General features: G+C 35.3%; 15 protein-coding genes and 1 pseudogene. 13 read left to right on the top strand and 3 right to left on the bottom strand.

What is annotated here, in order from left to right; all coding sequences use genetic code 11:
- Window positions 1-91: 91 nt before the first annotated feature.
- Complete coding sequence (locus ACUN0F_RS31230) at window positions 92-745, bottom strand: DUF1232 domain-containing protein (RefSeq protein ID WP_001123723.1); 654 nt, start codon at window positions 743-745, stop codon at window positions 92-94.
- Between the two features lie 130 nt (window positions 746-875).
- Here ACUN0F_RS31230 and ACUN0F_RS31225 point away from each other — a divergent pair, with 130 nt between their 5' ends.
- Together ACUN0F_RS31225 and ACUN0F_RS31220 are read left to right on the top strand one after the other, a co-directional pair.
- On the top strand, window positions 876-1,487 hold the full coding sequence (locus ACUN0F_RS31225) for a manganese efflux pump (RefSeq protein ID WP_046953690.1): 612 nt from the start codon (window positions 876-878) through the stop codon (window positions 1,485-1,487).
- 115 nt (window positions 1,488-1,602) lie between these two features.
- Window positions 1,603-1,761 carry a hypothetical protein gene (locus ACUN0F_RS31220; RefSeq protein ID WP_000532411.1) on the top strand — a complete coding sequence of 53 codons (159 nt, stop codon included), beginning with the start codon at window positions 1,603-1,605 and terminating at the stop codon, window positions 1,759-1,761.
- A 22-nt stretch (window positions 1,762-1,783) separates the two neighbouring features.
- Here the strand turns inward: ACUN0F_RS31220 and ACUN0F_RS31215 are convergent, their stop codons facing one another.
- A complete protein-coding gene (locus ACUN0F_RS31215; protein WP_000766602.1) occupies window positions 1,784-2,125 on the bottom strand; it encodes a DUF3969 family protein in 342 nt (113 codons plus the stop codon).
- Between the two features lie 175 nt (window positions 2,126-2,300).
- Complete coding sequence (glsA, locus tag ACUN0F_RS31210) at window positions 2,301-3,230, bottom strand: glutaminase A (RefSeq protein ID WP_001149862.1); 930 nt, start codon at window positions 3,228-3,230, stop codon at window positions 2,301-2,303.
- Between the two features lie 69 nt (window positions 3,231-3,299).
- Here glsA and ACUN0F_RS31205 point away from each other — a divergent pair.
- From ACUN0F_RS31205 to pflB, 11 genes and pseudogenes are all read left to right on the top strand, one after another.
- A pseudogene (locus tag ACUN0F_RS31205) lies at window positions 3,300-3,413 on the top strand (transcriptional regulator).
- 141 nt (window positions 3,414-3,554) lie between these two features.
- Entirely contained in the window at window positions 3,555-5,057 is a 1,503-nt protein-coding gene (gene nagE, locus ACUN0F_RS31200) for an N-acetylglucosamine-specific PTS transporter subunit IIBC (RefSeq protein WP_000938906.1), read from the top strand.
- Between the two features lie 262 nt (window positions 5,058-5,319).
- Entirely contained in the window at window positions 5,320-6,564 is a 1,245-nt protein-coding gene (locus ACUN0F_RS31195) for a serine hydrolase domain-containing protein (protein WP_445540737.1), read from the top strand.
- A gap of 241 nt (window positions 6,565-6,805) precedes the next feature.
- A complete protein-coding gene (locus ACUN0F_RS31190; protein ID WP_445540736.1) occupies window positions 6,806-7,621 on the top strand; it encodes a sugar ABC transporter ATP-binding protein in 816 nt (271 codons plus the stop codon).
- A gap of 167 nt (window positions 7,622-7,788) precedes the next feature.
- Window positions 7,789-8,190, top strand: coding sequence for a hypothetical protein (locus ACUN0F_RS31185; protein ID WP_046953685.1), 402 nt, complete (start codon window positions 7,789-7,791; stop codon window positions 8,188-8,190).
- 16 nt (window positions 8,191-8,206) lie between these two features.
- Window positions 8,207-8,401: a hypothetical protein gene (locus ACUN0F_RS31180; RefSeq protein ID WP_000899469.1), complete on the top strand. Its 195-nt coding sequence runs from the start codon at window positions 8,207-8,209 to the stop codon at window positions 8,399-8,401.
- A gap of 13 nt (window positions 8,402-8,414) precedes the next feature.
- Window positions 8,415-9,959: a glycosyltransferase family 2 protein gene (locus ACUN0F_RS31175; protein WP_149213699.1), complete on the top strand. Its 1,545-nt coding sequence runs from the start codon at window positions 8,415-8,417 to the stop codon at window positions 9,957-9,959.
- Window positions 9,952-11,193 (top strand): nucleotide sugar dehydrogenase, encoded by a 1,242-nt coding sequence (locus ACUN0F_RS31170; protein WP_445540735.1) that lies wholly within the window; start codon window positions 9,952-9,954, stop codon window positions 11,191-11,193. The genes ACUN0F_RS31175 and ACUN0F_RS31170 overlap by 8 nt, the downstream gene beginning before the upstream one ends.
- Window positions 11,190-12,155 carry an NAD-dependent epimerase/dehydratase family protein gene (locus ACUN0F_RS31165; RefSeq protein WP_098954008.1) on the top strand — a complete coding sequence of 322 codons (966 nt, stop codon included), beginning with the start codon at window positions 11,190-11,192 and terminating at the stop codon, window positions 12,153-12,155. Before ACUN0F_RS31170 ends, ACUN0F_RS31165 begins: the two co-directional genes overlap by 4 nt.
- On the top strand, window positions 12,148-13,695 hold the full coding sequence (locus tag ACUN0F_RS31160) for a glycosyltransferase family 2 protein (protein ID WP_445540734.1): 1,548 nt from the start codon (window positions 12,148-12,150) through the stop codon (window positions 13,693-13,695). Before ACUN0F_RS31165 ends, ACUN0F_RS31160 begins: the two co-directional genes overlap by 8 nt.
- A 340-nt stretch (window positions 13,696-14,035) precedes the next feature.
- Window positions 14,036-16,285 carry a formate C-acetyltransferase gene (pflB, locus tag ACUN0F_RS31155; RefSeq protein ID WP_087979337.1) on the top strand — a complete coding sequence of 750 codons (2,250 nt, stop codon included), beginning with the start codon at window positions 14,036-14,038 and terminating at the stop codon, window positions 16,283-16,285.
- Window positions 16,286-16,313 lie beyond the last annotated feature (28 nt).

Raw genomic sequence — 16,313 nt, 5'->3', positions numbered from 1 at the left:
GTTGAAATCGTACAGGTATGTATACTTGTACGATTTTTTAGTGAACTATTTCAGAGTTGAACAGAAACAACTGAAATAGTTCTTTATTTTTCTATGTTTTTCGTTTTAGTTCGATTAATTTCTCTTTCGCCAATTCAACAGCAATTGCATCATCTAAATAGCCAATTGGAAAGAGATAGTCGGGAATAATATCTGTCGATAAAATGAAATACAGTAATGCGCCTCCAAGAACTGCACGCTCTTCTTTTGAGATAGTTTCATTGCAAAATTGTTGATACATATCGGTTAATTGTTCAATAAAAGGACCAGCGCTATCAATTTGTTCTAATTTACTCGCGAAACTTTCATGAATACGTTTTTCACCTTCTGTTGTCTGAGCATAGCGTTCATAGTTTTCAAGTTCTTGTTTTACGCGAGTTGTTGTATAGTCAAAATCGAATAAGTTAGAGGATTGCAGCGTTTGCTGAATTGTATCAAGAGATGTGTACATATCCGTCTTTTCTTTATTAATGTGAGGAGAATCAGGATACATTTCATCAAATAACAATTGGGGTGGAACTTGCAAACATTCTGCAAATTTTTGTAGATGTTTTTGTTTTGGCGGTTGTTTACCATTCATAATTCTTGAGATTGTTGCAGGATCAATATTTGTATGCATTCCTAATTGACGCATGGATAAGGCACGTTCTTTTAAAAGTTTTTTTATTAATGTACTAAGCCGCTCATTTGGGTTTTCTTTAGGCATAGTGAAGGCACTCCTTTTTTATTGTTGAAAAAATGTTGAGCATTTCTTACATGTATATGAAACAGACAGGCACAGTTGCTCAACATTTTCATAATATGCATTGAAAAGTGAGAAAAAGGGGTGGCTGTTTATGAGTACGGCAGGTCTATTTTCAATTTTTTTAATCGGTATTGCTTCTAATTTAGATAATGCAGGTGTTGGGATTGCATATGGCATTCGTAAAATTCGAATTTCGTGGCTTAACAATTTTATCATCGCATTTTTGGGGTTTTTATTTACTTTATTAGCTGGCTTTTTTGGGAACTGGATAGCGTTATTTATTTCAGAGTTTACTGCAAACCTAATTGGAGCAATCGTTTTAGGTATAATCGGTGTGTTTATTTTGTGCCAGCCTTTCTTGGGGCAAAGAAATACTGTAGGTTCTAAAGATGGTAATGTACTTATGGGCATTTTACGTGATCCAGAAAAAGCAGATTTTGATGGTTCTAAAACAATTAGTTTTTCAGAAGCAATTGTTTTAGGGGTTGCGTTGTCTATTAATAATATTGCAGGTGGATTTGACGCTGGGGTAACAAACTTGAATCTGTGGCTTACAGCAACTATTTCTGGGGTGTTTAGTTTTATTTGTATTAGTGGTTTTGCTTATGTAGGAAAACGATTTTTAGCAGAATACTTAGGGAAATGGGCTACTGTTATCGCAGGAGTGTTATTAATTCTTATTGGGATCGATCAGTTGTTGTAAGGAGAACAGAAAACAATGTTCGAGTATTTCCTTGGAAATACGGCAAAGGATTGCATATGTCGACGTACTTTTCCCCATACTAATACGGATTTCTTTTAAAGAAAGGGGGATCCGTATGGGACGCGGAAAAGCATTTGATCATAAGAAAAAAGGGCATGACCATCAACCGCCTAAAGGTGCGTTCATTCATAAAGATGTAAATGAACATACTTTAGAAGAGGAAGAACTACCAGTAAATATTGAGACGTATAAAAATAGTTTGAAAAAACATTAAAAGCACCTACACAGGTGCTTTTTTAACGTATATCTTCAATTAATTGTTCCGATTCTTCATGCATACTGTACTCACTTAAAACTTGAATGCAAAGCCACTTTAATTCTTCGATAGTATGTTCAAGTTCTTCAGGAAGCACATGATGAATGTCTTCAAGTCCCATTCCGAAATGGATGAGTTCAAGTACTTGATCATCGATGTTCCGATCCATTAGTAGTTCAAGCACTTCTAAATTGAATATGTATCGGTGAGCTTCATCGAGTGAAACAACTTTTAACTTCAAGCTTTCTACAATACTCAATATAAAAAGAAGAATTGTTTTTTCAAGAACAGGCTGTTTTTCCATTTGAAATATTAGTTTCATCTTTCACACCTCCACATATAGCGCTAGGTTGTACTATATTATTCAGGAGGGGGGAGCAAATATGCATGATATAGAGAAACTTTCAGTACGGTTTTTGTAAGGGGATGGATAGCTGATAAAGTTGAGGGTTTTATGAAATAAAAAAATCCTGCTAGTATAGCAGGATAACTCTGAATTAAAAAATGCTCCAACCTTCTTGAGCAGAAAGAAGTTCAAGAATTTTAAAACCAGCGATACTATTTCCGTTTGCATCTAAAGCTGGTCCGAAAATACCAATTCCCATTTCTCCTTTTACGCAGCCGAAAATACCACCAGCTACACCACTTTTGGCTGGAATACCAACACGAATCGCAAATTCACCAGACTCGTTATACATACCGCATGTAACCATGAATGTTTTACATATTTTTGTAATATGTTTAGGGATAATTTGCTTTTTCTTATATGGATCATAGCCATCCATCGCAAAAATTAAGCCGATACGTGCTAAATCGATACAGTTTACTTCAACTGCACATTGACGAGTGTATAAATCCATAAGTTCTTCGATGTCACAATCGATAATTCCGTTTTGTTTCATGTAGTAACAAAGTGAACGGTTTAAGTAAGCTGTCTCTAATTCTGAATTGGCAACTTTAGAAGAATAATTAATGGTAGGATTATCTGTTATTTCACGTACAAAATGAAGGATGCGCTCCATTTTTTTTTCATTATCTTTTCCTGTTAACATGCTTGTAATAGCTAGTGCCCCCGCATTAATCATTGGATTAAGTGGTTTGGATGGGCTTGTTGTTTCTAACTTAATAATAGAGTTGAATGGATCACCAGTTGGTTCCATTCCAACTTTAGAAAATACATATTCTTCACCACGATCTAAAAGGGCAAGTGCAAGTGTAATTACTTTTGAAATACTTTGAAGAGTAAATAGTGTTTGTGAGTTGCCAGCATGGATATATTCTGTTTCTTTATGGAAAATGGCAATCCCTAAATCGTCTGGATTTGCATTTCCTAGTTCGGGGATATAAGTAGCAAGCTTTCCTTTTTTCGTATATGGTTTTACTTGTTCTAACAACTGTTGTAAGTTGTTTGTTTCAATGCACTGCATAGTACCAACGCTCCTATTTCGAATTAACTACGTTTACTTTTCCCGATATGCTCGGAAATAAATAATAACATGAAAAGGTGGAATGATAAAACGAAAGTTACATGTTCTATAGTGGGTCTTTCATTTTGATAATTCTGTATTGAAAAAGGAGAATTTTCCTTTTATATAACAGTTTGGAAATAGGAGATTTATCCATAAAAAATTCAAAAATAAAAACTACACATCTATACAACTATATGTTATTATGGTTATGTAAATAGAAAGCGTTTTCTAAGGCGTACTTATAATGATAACGATTTCATAAATTTGATAGGGGGAATTAAAATGTTGCAGTTTCTACAACGTATTGGTAAAGCATTAATGCTTCCAATCGCCGTACTACCAGCAGCAGGATTATTGCTTCGTTTAGGGCAACCAGATGTATTTGATATTCCTGTTATGGCACAGGCCGGTGCAGCAGTTTTTGATAATTTAGCACTTATTTTTGCAATTGGTATTGCAATCGGTCTTTCAGTTGATGGTAGTGGTGCAGCAGGTCTTGCAGGTGCAATTGGTTATCTAGTTATGAAAAACAGTATTGATGCACTTAGTAAGGGATATTCTACTGTAGAATTACAAGATAAATTAGGCAAAGTCCAAGATTTAATAGGTAATAGCGCTAATGTAGATCCATCTAAGCTTGCAGATACAATGACACAAGTATCTAAGGCAGCCGAATTATCGACTAAAGTGGATATGAAAGTTTTAGGTGGTATTATTGTCGGTGTTATAGCAGGACTTCTTTATAATAAATTCCATAAGATTAAACTTCCAGAATGGTTAGGGTTCTTTGCTGGAAAACGTTTCGTTCCGATTGTTACATCGGTTGTGATGCTAATATTAGGAATTCTATTCGCACAAATTTGGCCAGCAATTCAAAATGCTATCGATGCATTAGCTCATGGAATTGTTAATTTAGGGGCAATTGGTTCAGGTCTATTTGGTTTATTAAACCGTCTATTAATTCCAATTGGTTTGCACCATGTAATGAACACATACTTCTGGTTCGTACTTGGTGACTTTACAAATTCAGCAGGTAATGTTGTAAATGGTGATATTGCTCGCTTCCTTGCAGGAGATAAAACAGCGGGTATGTTTATGACTGGTTTCTTCCCAGTTATGATGTTCGGTTTACCAGCAGCATGTTTCGCAATGATTGCGGCTGCTAAACCAGAAAAACGTAAAATGGTTACAGGTATGTTAGGTGGTCTAGCATTAACTTCATTCTTAACTGGTATTACAGAACCAATTGAATTCTCATTTATGTTCTTATCACCAGTATTATATGGTATTCATGCTGTATTAACAGGTCTGTCTCTATTTATTACAACAACTCTTGGCATTCACGATGGTTTCACATTTAGTGCCGGTGCAATCGATTACTTCTTAAACTTCGGTATTGCAACAAAACCAGTATTACTCGCGGGAGTCGGTTTAATTTACGCAGTAATTTATTTCGTTGTATTTTACTTCTTAATTAAGAAGTTCGATCTAAAAACTCCTGGTCGCGAAGATGACGACGAGCTAGCTGAAGAGGGTGACGCACCTGTTGCAGGTTCAATTGGTGAAACTTACGTAGCAGCTTTAGGTGGAAAAGAAAACTTAACAGTTATTGATAACTGTGCAACACGTCTACGCTTACAAGTGAAAGATGCTGGTCAAGTAAATGAAGCAGCATTAAAACGTGCTGGTGCAAAAGGTGTTATGAAATTAAGTAACACGAGTGTACAAGTTATCGTAGGTACAAATGTTGAATCTGTTGCCGATGATATGAAAAAACACGTATAAATAATGAGATAAGAGGATATCCCAAAAGATTGATAACATCAATTTTTTAGAGGATATCCTCTTTTTTTGTTAACAATTTAACGGGAATCTTACTTTTGTAAATTTTCTTTTTCTTTTTCATACATATAGGTTGGTAATATGTGCAGTGCGTGATAAAGTAGGGATGACGTCGAATGGAATGTCAAAAATCTATGAAAAAGATACGGAATGAATCTTGTGTAGTGGAATTAAATTATCGGTAAATAAGGGGAAAAAAGCAATCATGGATCAGGAAAAAAATAATGCGAATGGGAAAGCACGTCGGCCGATTGTATACATAAAAAGAACAATCATTCTCGTCTTACTATTTTCACTTGTATATTTCATGTATACAAAAATTGTTGCGCATAATAAGAAAGAAGAAACTTTAAAAGCAGCGGCAGAAATGAAGAAACAAGAAGAGCTAAAAAAGAAAGAAGAAGAAAAAAAGAAGCAAGAAGCACAAAAACAAAAAGAGCAGGAAGAACAAGTAAAGCAAGTACAAGCTGTGGAGAAGCCTGCTGAGGGACCACCTCAAGAAATTAATGAAAACGCTCAATTAGATCAATATTTACAAAACGCAGGATTTAGCGGGACGGCTGTTATTGTGAAGAACGGAAAAGTTCTTTTGAATAAAGGATACGGTATGGCGAACAAAGAGAAACAAGTACCGAATAATTCAGAGACAACTTTTTATATTGGTTCTATTTCAAAGGCATTTGTAGCGACTGCTATTATGCAATTAAAGGATCAAAATAAATTAAACGTAGAGGATACGATTGCAAAGTATATTCCAGATTTCCCTCAAGGTAATGGTATTCAGTTAAAACATTTACTAACACATACATCAGGAATTCCAGAGTATGAGCAGGGAACAGAGGATATTTCTCATGAAGAATTGATAAAACGAATAGGAAAGCAAAAGCGTGTTGGGGGTCCAGGAGAGAAATGGAAGTATTCCGATTCGAACTATTCGATACTTGCCTACATCGCTGAGAAGGTAAGTGGACAACCGTTAGAAGAATATATTAAACAACATATTTTTGCTACTGCGGGTATGAAGCAGTCTGGTTTCGGCAAAGCGCTAGAGCAAACAAGGTTTCCATCGACAGGTTATAAAATAGTAAATAACAATATGACAACACCTAATATTCCAAGTATGTCACAACTATATGGTTGTGGTGATATATATACAAGTGCACATGATTTATATTTATTTAATGAAGCACTCTTCTCTGGAAAGTTAATTTCAAAAGAGAGCTATGATCAAATGTTTACAGGCGGAAAAAAAGATTACGGATTTGGTTGGTATGTAGATCCGGGAAGTTATTCGAATCACGGTGTAATGCCAGGATGGAATTGTTTAAATGGATTTAGTAAAAACGGAAGTGTGTATGTCGTTTTATTATCTAACATTCAAAACAACATTAAATCGTTTGGTAAAGTGAATAACGACATTTACACGATGTTGCGAAATATTGAAGTGTAAGAGGCTATCCTTTTGGATAGTCTTTTTTTATTGAGGAAGTGTAGGGGGCAATGAGATAATGAAATAAAGTGAAACTTTAATCAGTGGGGGGGGTTCTTCATCCCCACTGATTATTAGCCCTCACCAATCGGGCTTTTACGGGCAGTCGATCCCCCACCTAACTTCTTTGCTTTCGCCGAATTTTGAAGTGGGGGTCTTACTGCCCGGCGAATAGCGGGATAAATGGAAAAGGGGGAGGGATATGAGTATACATAAGCATCACGCACGTAATGCAAAACGCATATTTTTTGTATCTGTCATTGTATGGATTATCGTCGCAATTGTATTAGTGATGGAATATAAAAAAGGGATGCTATTCACTTCTGAGAAAGAAAATCTCAAATTAATAAGTGTTGTACTACTAGCATTTGGATTATTAATATATAGTTTTATGGAAAAACGAAGGTCGAAAATGCTTAAACAGGAAAATTATAATATAGAGACTTCTGAATTATTTGAGCAAAAAAAATTTGTTGTTCGCAAAGAGGTAGGGGTATTTCAAGTAATAACGTACTTTGGATTAGATGGCAGTGCAGTAGGGTTTTTAAAAGAAGAGTATGATTTTGTTATTCAACGTGTATGGCAAGTTGTACTTTCTTTTCTTTTAAAGGGACTACATAAGCAACAATTTTATTTATATAATCAATCGGGAGAAAGATTGTTGCGTGTTCAAAAGGAGATGGGAGTACGAAACTTCTATACTTTTTCTAATATAGATGGAAAGAAAATTGGAGAGTTGAAACAAGTACTAAGTTTAACAAAGTGGGAATGGACCTTTTTAGGGATGGATGGTGAAGAAATTGGTAAAGTGGCTGGCGATTTTTCAGCAACAATGCAGAAAATAGATTGGCGAGATGGAACGCATATTGATGTAAAAGAAGATGGTATTCCTTTAGAAGCTGTTAAGTATTTCTCGGCAAGTGGTGGTTCACTTGTTACAGCTTCTATAAGTGAACAGGCAGAATTACCACGAGCGGTTTATTATAGTGCAGCTGCCATTGTTACAATTAAAAATTAAAATATACATAAAGATAGATGGGATACCATCTATCTTTTTTGTGTGACTAGAAAAGATGGTTTCTTTGAAAAATGTATGCCTTACCTATCACAAAAAAAGCCTGCTCTGTATACATTAAGATGTATGGATGTGTTTTTATACTTTAAAAATAATAGGAGGAGAAGTGTATGTGTTTGTTCGGTAAGTATTGGAAAAAGCTATCGAGATTGTTTAATAGACAATTAGATTATTTTTTAGATAATAAGTTATTGCCTGCTGTGGAGAGACTTTTATTTTCACAAAACTTCGCGAGATTTATTCAAAGAAACTCTAAGCAAGCTACGGAAGAAGTTATTGAATCAAGTAGATTTCAATCTATTATTTGTAACATTTTAAAAGAATGTAATACATCACCTTTTAAAGAAATTGCAGAGCAGTATTTGGGTAAAAACGTAGAGATTACTGTGACAGTTGGACAGTTAACGGGTGTGATTGTAGCAGTTGGTGATGATTTCTTAACACTGCAAGAAGGAATAGGAACAGAAGTTTTATTACCATTTACAAGTATTATATCAATTAAAGAAGCGTAAGAAAGGAGAGTTATATATGTTATTTACTGATGAATTACGTAACCATGTTGGTGAACTAGTGCAAGTTGTGACAGCTGTAGAAATCATTGCAGGCGTTCTTTTATCTGTGACGGATGGGGCAGTAATTGTTCGTACTTCTCCTTCTTATGGACCACCAGAAGATGTAGTTGTACGTATTCCGATTATTGCTTATGTTCGCTTGGAAGGGTAAGCGTGATACAAGTATGAGAGTGTCAGTTGTTATTCCAGTGCATAATGAAGCAAGTACTTTATCAAAAGTTTTAGTAGAAGTAAGGAAGTTGGAACCATATGAAATTATCATAGTAGATAATGGATCGACAGATGGTACGAAAGAAATAGCGTTACAGCATAATTGCCGTGTGATTTATTATAGATATTCTCTTGGTAATGATGTGGGACGGGCAATTGGTGCTAGAGAAGCAAAAGGTGAAATTGTTTTATTTTTAGATGGCGATATCGTCATGAAAAGTGAAGAATTATACAATTTTATTAAAGGAATACAGCAAGGACATGAGATTGTTTTAAATAATTTAACATGGTCCGTTTATTTGAAGATGAGACCGCATTATACGACGGTTGGAAAATATATGTTAAACCGTTATTTGAACAAAAAAGAATTTGTTGTAGGATCTTTAATTGCGATACCACATGCGATAAGTCGTGAAGTGATTGAAGAACTAGGGTGGTGGAATTTAGCGGATCCAGCACTATTTCAAGCGATGGCGATGTCTAGAGGAGTAGATATTTCTGATATGGCTTCAGTTGATGTCATTTACACAAATAAAGTTCGTCCTGTCCATACGGGCACATCACCTGGCTCTCCTTATCCGAAAGCGACTAGTCGTATTATGGGTGATCATTTGCGAGCTTTACAATATGTAATCGAAACATACGGTAATCGCGGTGGTTTTTCAGAGGGCAATAAAGATAGGGAGTTTGTAGGAAAGTATAAACCAGTTTTATTACAAAAGAAAAAAGCGAAATATAGTGCCATTATCCCAGTATCAGAAGAGAAAACAACTATAAGGTCTGTTATACAAGAAGTGAAAAAAGCAGGTGTAGATGAAATTATAGTTGTTGTGAATGGAGCTGCCGTAAAGACCATTAAACAAGTAAAGCTAGAGAATGTTATTGTTGTTGAGTTGGAGGAAGTGCTTGGGCATAATGTCGCACGGGCGATAGGGGCCATGTATGCTACGGCAGATATTTGCTTATTTGTTGATAGTGATTTTGTTATTCCAGCAACAAATTTAATTCTATTTTTGCGTGCTATTGAAGATGGAAGTGATGTGGCATTAAATGATTTACAGTGTTTATTAGATATGTTTCATCCAGCAGATCCAATTAGCATGGGAAAATATTTTGTGAATTTGATAGCGAAGCGACCAGATTTATGGAATAACTCATTAACAGCAGTACCACACGCTATGCATAAAAAAGTAATAGAGAAAATTGGTTATGATTCTCTTGTGATTCCTCCATTAGCTCAGGTGAAAGCTATTTTAGAAGGATTCTCTATTACAGCAGTAGAGTTAGTAGATGTTATAAAAACAAATCGAGTACGTCCAGAGCAACACGAATTTGTAAATGGGCGTATTTCAGCATTTGATCGTATTTTCGGTGATCAAATTGAGGCGATTGCGTATTTATTACAATGTACAGACGAACGCGGTGGCTTTACGGATGGAGATAGAGATAGAGATATCATTCAACAATTGAGAAGGGAAGAAGAGAATACAAATGAATAGTAGTAAAGTAGCTATTATTGGCTTAGGGTATGTTGGCCTTCCTTTAGCAGTCCATTTTGCAGAGAGAGGGCATACAGTACTTGGGTTAGATAAAGATATTAGAAAAATAGAATCAATTATAAAAGGAGAAAGCTATATCCCGGATGTTTCTTCTAAAGAGTTACAAAGTTTATTGGTAAAAAAAAAATTAATAGTGAACACACCGGATCAAGGCATTGCTGATTTTCAAAATAGTGATTATGTTATTGTTACTGTCCCGACTCCGATTAATGAACAAAGAGAACCAGACTTAAGTGCCCTCATTTCAGCCTCACATTATATACAACAAAACCTTCAAAAAGGACAAACCTTCATTTTTGAAAGCTCCACATATCCAGGTACACTCGAGGAAGTTATCATTCCTATTATTTCTCAAACAGGTAAAAAGGTAGGAGAAGATTTCTATATCGGATATTCCCCTGAGAGAATTGATCCGGCTAACAGTCACTATTCTGTTCAAACGATTCCAAAAGTTATTAGTGGACAAACAGAAAAGTGTAAACAAAAAGTTCAGGAGTTGTATAGCACTACATTTGATGTAGTTGTTCCAGTTAGTTCTCCGAAAGTAGCGGAAATGTGTAAGTTATTTGAAAATATTCAGCGCCTAGTCAATATTTCCTTAGTAAATGAGTTAAACACACTATGTGAAAGTTTAGGAATTGATTTTTATGAGGCGCTTGAAGCCGCATCTACAAAACCGTTTGGATTTACCCCATATTGGCCAGGACCAGGAATAGGAGGACATTGTATTCCAGTAGATCCTTTATATTTCCAATGGAGAATAAAAAGAAATGGGGAAATTAGTCAATTAATTGAGGCTGCACATGTGATTAATGAAGAAATGCCAGAGAAAATAGTCCGGAAAGTAAAAGGTATGGTGCAATCACCTGCATCAGTTTTAATTGTAGGAATTGCATATAAGAAAGATGTAAATGATTTGAGAGAATCACCAGCGTTGCCAATTATCGAATTGTTAATAAAAGAAGGATATGAGATAGAATATCACGATCCGTATATTTCTTCTGCAAAGTTTGAAGATAAGGTGTACCAATCTGTTTCTTTGGATGAACAAGTCGTTAAACAAGCGGGTTGTATTTTAATTTTAACTGATCACTCTAATATCGATTGGAAGCTTTTTAAAGGAATGAAGCGAGTAATAGATACACGTGGAATTATAAAGAAGGTGAGTGTATGAGTAAGAAATGTTTAATTACAGGTGGAGCAGGATTTATTGGTTCACATTTAGCTGAAGAGCTGGTGAAAAGAGGCTATGGAGTTACGATTGTTGATAACTTCTATAAAGGGAAAAATAAATATCATGATGAGTTAATGAAAGAAATTCGAGTTATTCCAATAAGTGTTTTAGATAAAAATTCTATTTATGAATTAGTAAACCAACATGATGTAGTGTTTCATTTAGCAGCAATTTTAGGTGTGAAAACGACAATGGAAAAGAGTATAGAGCTTATTGAAACAAATTTTGATGGAACGAGAAATATTTTACAAGCAGCGCTAAAAGAAAAGAAGAAAGTAGTCTTTGCTTCTACTTCAGAAGTATATGGTAAGGCAAAGCCACCCTTCTCTGAAGAGGGGGATCGATTATACGGGGCAACTTCAAAAATACGTTGGAGTTATGCAATTTGTAAAACATTAGAAGAAACATTATGTTTAGGCTACGCATTAGAAGGTTTACCTGTCACGATTGTTCGTTATTTTAATATTTATGGTCCAAGAGCGAAAGATGGTCCGTATGCAGGGGTAATCCCACGATTTATCCGTGCAGCTTTGCAAGGAGAAGACATTCTCGTATATGGAGATGGAAAGCAGACACGTTGCTTCACATATGTAAGTGATGCGGTAGAGGCAACGATTCGAGCAATGGATGAGAAGGTAAATGGTGAAATTATTAATATAGGTTCTGAGAATGAAAAGAGTATAAAAGAAGTAGCAGAAGTAATTAAAAAGCTAACGAAATCTTCTTCAAAGATTGTCCAAGTTCCTTTTGAAGAGGTATACCCACATGGCTTTGAAGAAATTCCAAATAGAAGACCAGATGTAACGAAATTAAAAGAACTTGTTCAATTTCAGGCGAAAGTAACGTGGGAGAACGGATTAAAAGAAACAATTAATTGGTTTCGTGAAGAAAGTAATGGCTAAGTCGTTATCAGTTATTATTCCTGCATGTAATGAAATTGATACGATTTCAGACGTTGTTCAATCGGTAAAAGAATTAAATCCATTAGAGATTATTGTAGTAGCAAATGGTTGTACTGATGGTACAGAAACAGTTGCTGAGCATTTAGGATGTAAAGTACTGCTGTATACAGAGCAGCTTGGAAATGATGTTGGCCGTGCGGTTGGTGCAAAACATGCGATAGGTGATGTATTACTATTTATAGATGGGGATTTTGCTATTCAAACTTCAAAATTACAATTATTCCTGAATCCAATTTTACATGATCAGGCCGACATCGTTTTAAATAATTTGGACGCATTATTTTTGAAGAAACAAAAACCACACTCTGTAACAGTATGGCGCCAAATATTAAATGCAATGTTAGAGTGTGAAGAGTTAAAAATTGATTCTTTATTATCTGTACCGCATGCGTTGACGAAAGAAGTTGTTCAAAGCATTGGATGTGAATGTTTCGTTAATCCTATTGTCGCTCATTTACGCCTAGTACAAAGCAAATGGAGAATTAGTCGTCATTGTGCAATTGACGTTATTACACCGAATAAATTTCGGCCGGCCGAGCATGCTGCGTATGGCACAGGTCTTTCTCAATCTGAAAAACGGATGATAGGTGATCATATAGAAGCTGTAGCGGAGCGAATAGTAGGCAGTGATGAGCGCGGAGGGTATTATGATGGAAATAGGAAAAGAGAGTGTGTCTATCATACTTTAAGTTTCGAAGATTTTTATCAAGGATGGGGCGTTACATCTAAGTTGTATAAAGGAAAACAATTATCGGTCATTATTCCTGTACAAGATGAAGAGAAAACAATTGGAAATGTTATAGAAGAGCTTCGCAAAATTGAACCTTTTGAAATTATCGTTGTTGTAAATGGTTCGTCTGATAAAACAGCAACGATTGCAAAAGACAAGGGAGCAACAACAATTGTATATAAAGAAGCACTTGGCAACGATGTGGGGCGTTCACTTGGAACTTATTTTGCCAAAGGAGAAATTGTATTATTTATAGACGGTGATTTTGTTATTCCAGCTAGTGAGCTATATCCATTTGCAAAAGCTATTGCAGATGGAATGGATGTCGCATTAAATGATCTAAATCATTATTTAGATTTAAGAGTACCGCTTCATCTTGTAACTGCATTTAAATATGCATTAAATTTAGCTTGTGATAGAAAAGATTTAGGAGTAGGATCTCTTATCGCTGTACCTAATGCGTTTAGCCAGAAGTGTTTGAAATCAATTGGGTATAGGTCTTTATTGTCACCTTGCGTAGCGCAAGTGAAAGCTATTCTTTCAGGATTCGAAATTGCGTGTGTAAGTCGTGTAGAGGTCGATAAGATGAACCGCATTCGTCCCAGTGAACATTTTGCAAAAATAGGTCATCCTCCAGCTGTCTTGCGAATTATAGGTGATCATATAGAAGGATTAGAGCAATTAATTGTATTAGAAGGTAGCCGTGGTGGATTCTATGATGGGAATAGAAAAAGAGATGTTTTAGAGTAGTAACAAAAAAAGTGTACAACATATGTACACTTTTTTTGTTCTGTTATAAAAACTATAACAGATTAGGAGATAAGAGTATTACAGCTCTACAATGGGTATTGTTCTTATATTACAAAATAGGATTCGTATATAAGGATACCAAAAAAATACAATTAAGGAAAGGGTTAATTATAAAGACTTTTAAGTGAAGTTAACACTATACATATAGTAGTTTGCTCAACATTTCACAAACATGTCACAACTATTTCGTTCACTTTAGCAAAAAAGTAGTATTCTAAGTGTGTAAGCTGTTATATAAAAAATCTTAGTCCTGTACTAATCAAAAATGGAGGAGATTAGGATGACTCAAGTATTAGAAAATGTTAAAAACGCATGGGAAAACTTTAAAGGTGAAAAATGGAAAGCAGAGATTGATGTTCGCGATTTCATTTTAAATAATGTAAACGTTTTCGAAGGAGACGAATCTTTCTTAGCGGGAGCAACTGAAGCAACGAAACAACTTTGGGATCAAGTAATGGATTTAACAACGAAAGAACGTGAAAACGGTGGCGTTCTTGATATGGATACAAAAATTGTTTCTTCTATTACATCACATGAACCAGGATATTTAAATAAAGATATTGAAAAAGTAGTCGGTTTCCAAACTGAAAAACCATTTAAACGTTCTTTACAACCATATGGTGGTATTCGTATGGCGGAACAAGCTTGTGAATCTTATGGATACGAAATGGATAAAGAACTTAGTCGTATTTTCAGAGACTGGAGAAAAACGCATAATCAGGGTGTATTTGATGCATACACACCAGAAATGAAAGCGGCTCGTAAATCAGGTGTAATTACTGGCCTTCCAGATGCATACGGACGTGGACGTATTATCGGTGACTACCGACGCGTAGCATTATATGGTATTGATCATTTAATTGAAGTAAAAAAAGCTGATTTGAATTTAACTGGCGGTGTAATGAGCGAAGATACAATGCGTTTACGCGAAGAGTTATCTGAGCAAATGCGTGCACTTCAAGAGTTAAAACAAATGGCTGCTTCTCATGGCTTTGATATTTCTAAGCCAGCAACAAACACACAAGAAGCATTCCAATGGTTATACTTCGCATATCTAGCAGCGATTAAAGAGCAAAATGGAGCTGCAATGAGTCTTGGACGTACTTCTACATTCTTAGATATTTATATTGAAAGAGATTTAGCAAATGGTACTTTAACAGAAGAAGAAGTACAAGAAATTGTGGATCACTTCATTATGAAATTACGTCTTGTGAAATTTGCAAGAACACCTGATTATAATGAATTATTCTCTGGTGACCCAACTTGGGTAACTGAGTCTATCGGTGGTATGGCATTAGATGGTCGTCCATTAGTAACAAAGAACTCATTCCGTTTCTTGCATACATTAGATAATTTAGGACCAGCTCCAGAACCAAACTTAACAGTTCTTTGGTCTAAACAATTACCGCAGAACTTTAAAAACTACTGTGCGAAAATGTCTATTAAAACATCAGCAATTCAATATGAAAATGATGACATTATGCGTGCTGACTACGGCGATGACTACGGAATTGCTTGTTGTGTATCTGCAATGAGAATTGGTAAACAAATGCAGTTCTTCGGCGCACGTGCAAACTTAGCAAAAGCATTACTATATGCGATTAACGGTGGTAAAGATGAAAAATCTAAAGCACAAGTTGGTCCTGAGTACGCACCGATTACTTCTGAAGTATTAGATTATGAAGAAGTTATGCGTAAGTTTGATATGACAATGGAATGGTTAGCAGGTCTATATTTAAACACATTAAATGTTATTCATTACATGCATGATAAATATAGCTACGAACGTATTGAAATGGCACTTCATGATACAAATGTTCTTCGTACAATGGCAACAGGTATCGCGGGTCTATCTGTAGTAGCAGACTCTTTAAGTGCAATTAAACACGCAAAAGTAAAACCAATTCGTGATGAAAACGGTATTGCAGTTGACTTTGAAATCGAAGGAGATTTCCCTAAATACGGTAACAATGATGACCGTGTAGATGAAATCGCTGTAAATCTTGTAAAAACATTTATGAATAAACTTCGTAAACATAAAACATACAGAAATTCTGTTCATACAATGTCGATCTTAACAATCACATCTAACGTTGTATACGGTAAGAAAACTGGTAACACTCCAGATGGTCGCCGTACTGGAGAACCATTTGCACCAGGTGCGAACCCAATGCATGGTCGTGATACAAAAGGTGCATTAGCTTCATTATTATCTGTAGCTAAATTACCATATGAAGATGCACAAGATGGTATTTCTAATACATTCTCTATTATTCCAAAAGCACTTGGTAAAGAAGATGACGTACAAGTACGTAACTTAGTATCAATGCTTGATGGTTATGCAGTAAAAGAAGGCCATCACTTAAATATTAACGTATTTAATCGTGAAACATTAATGGATGCGATGGAACATCCTGAGAAATATCCACAATTAACAATTCGCGTATCTGGTTACGCTGTAAACTTTATTAAATTAACTCGTGAACAACAAATCGATGTAATTAATCGTACAATGCATGAAAGTATGTAAGTGAAAAAGTGTCCCTCTGCTTTTTATA

This window comes from Bacillus sp. 1A (genome assembly GCF_052682215.1).
This window is presented reverse-complemented; position numbering and strand designations above follow the sequence as displayed.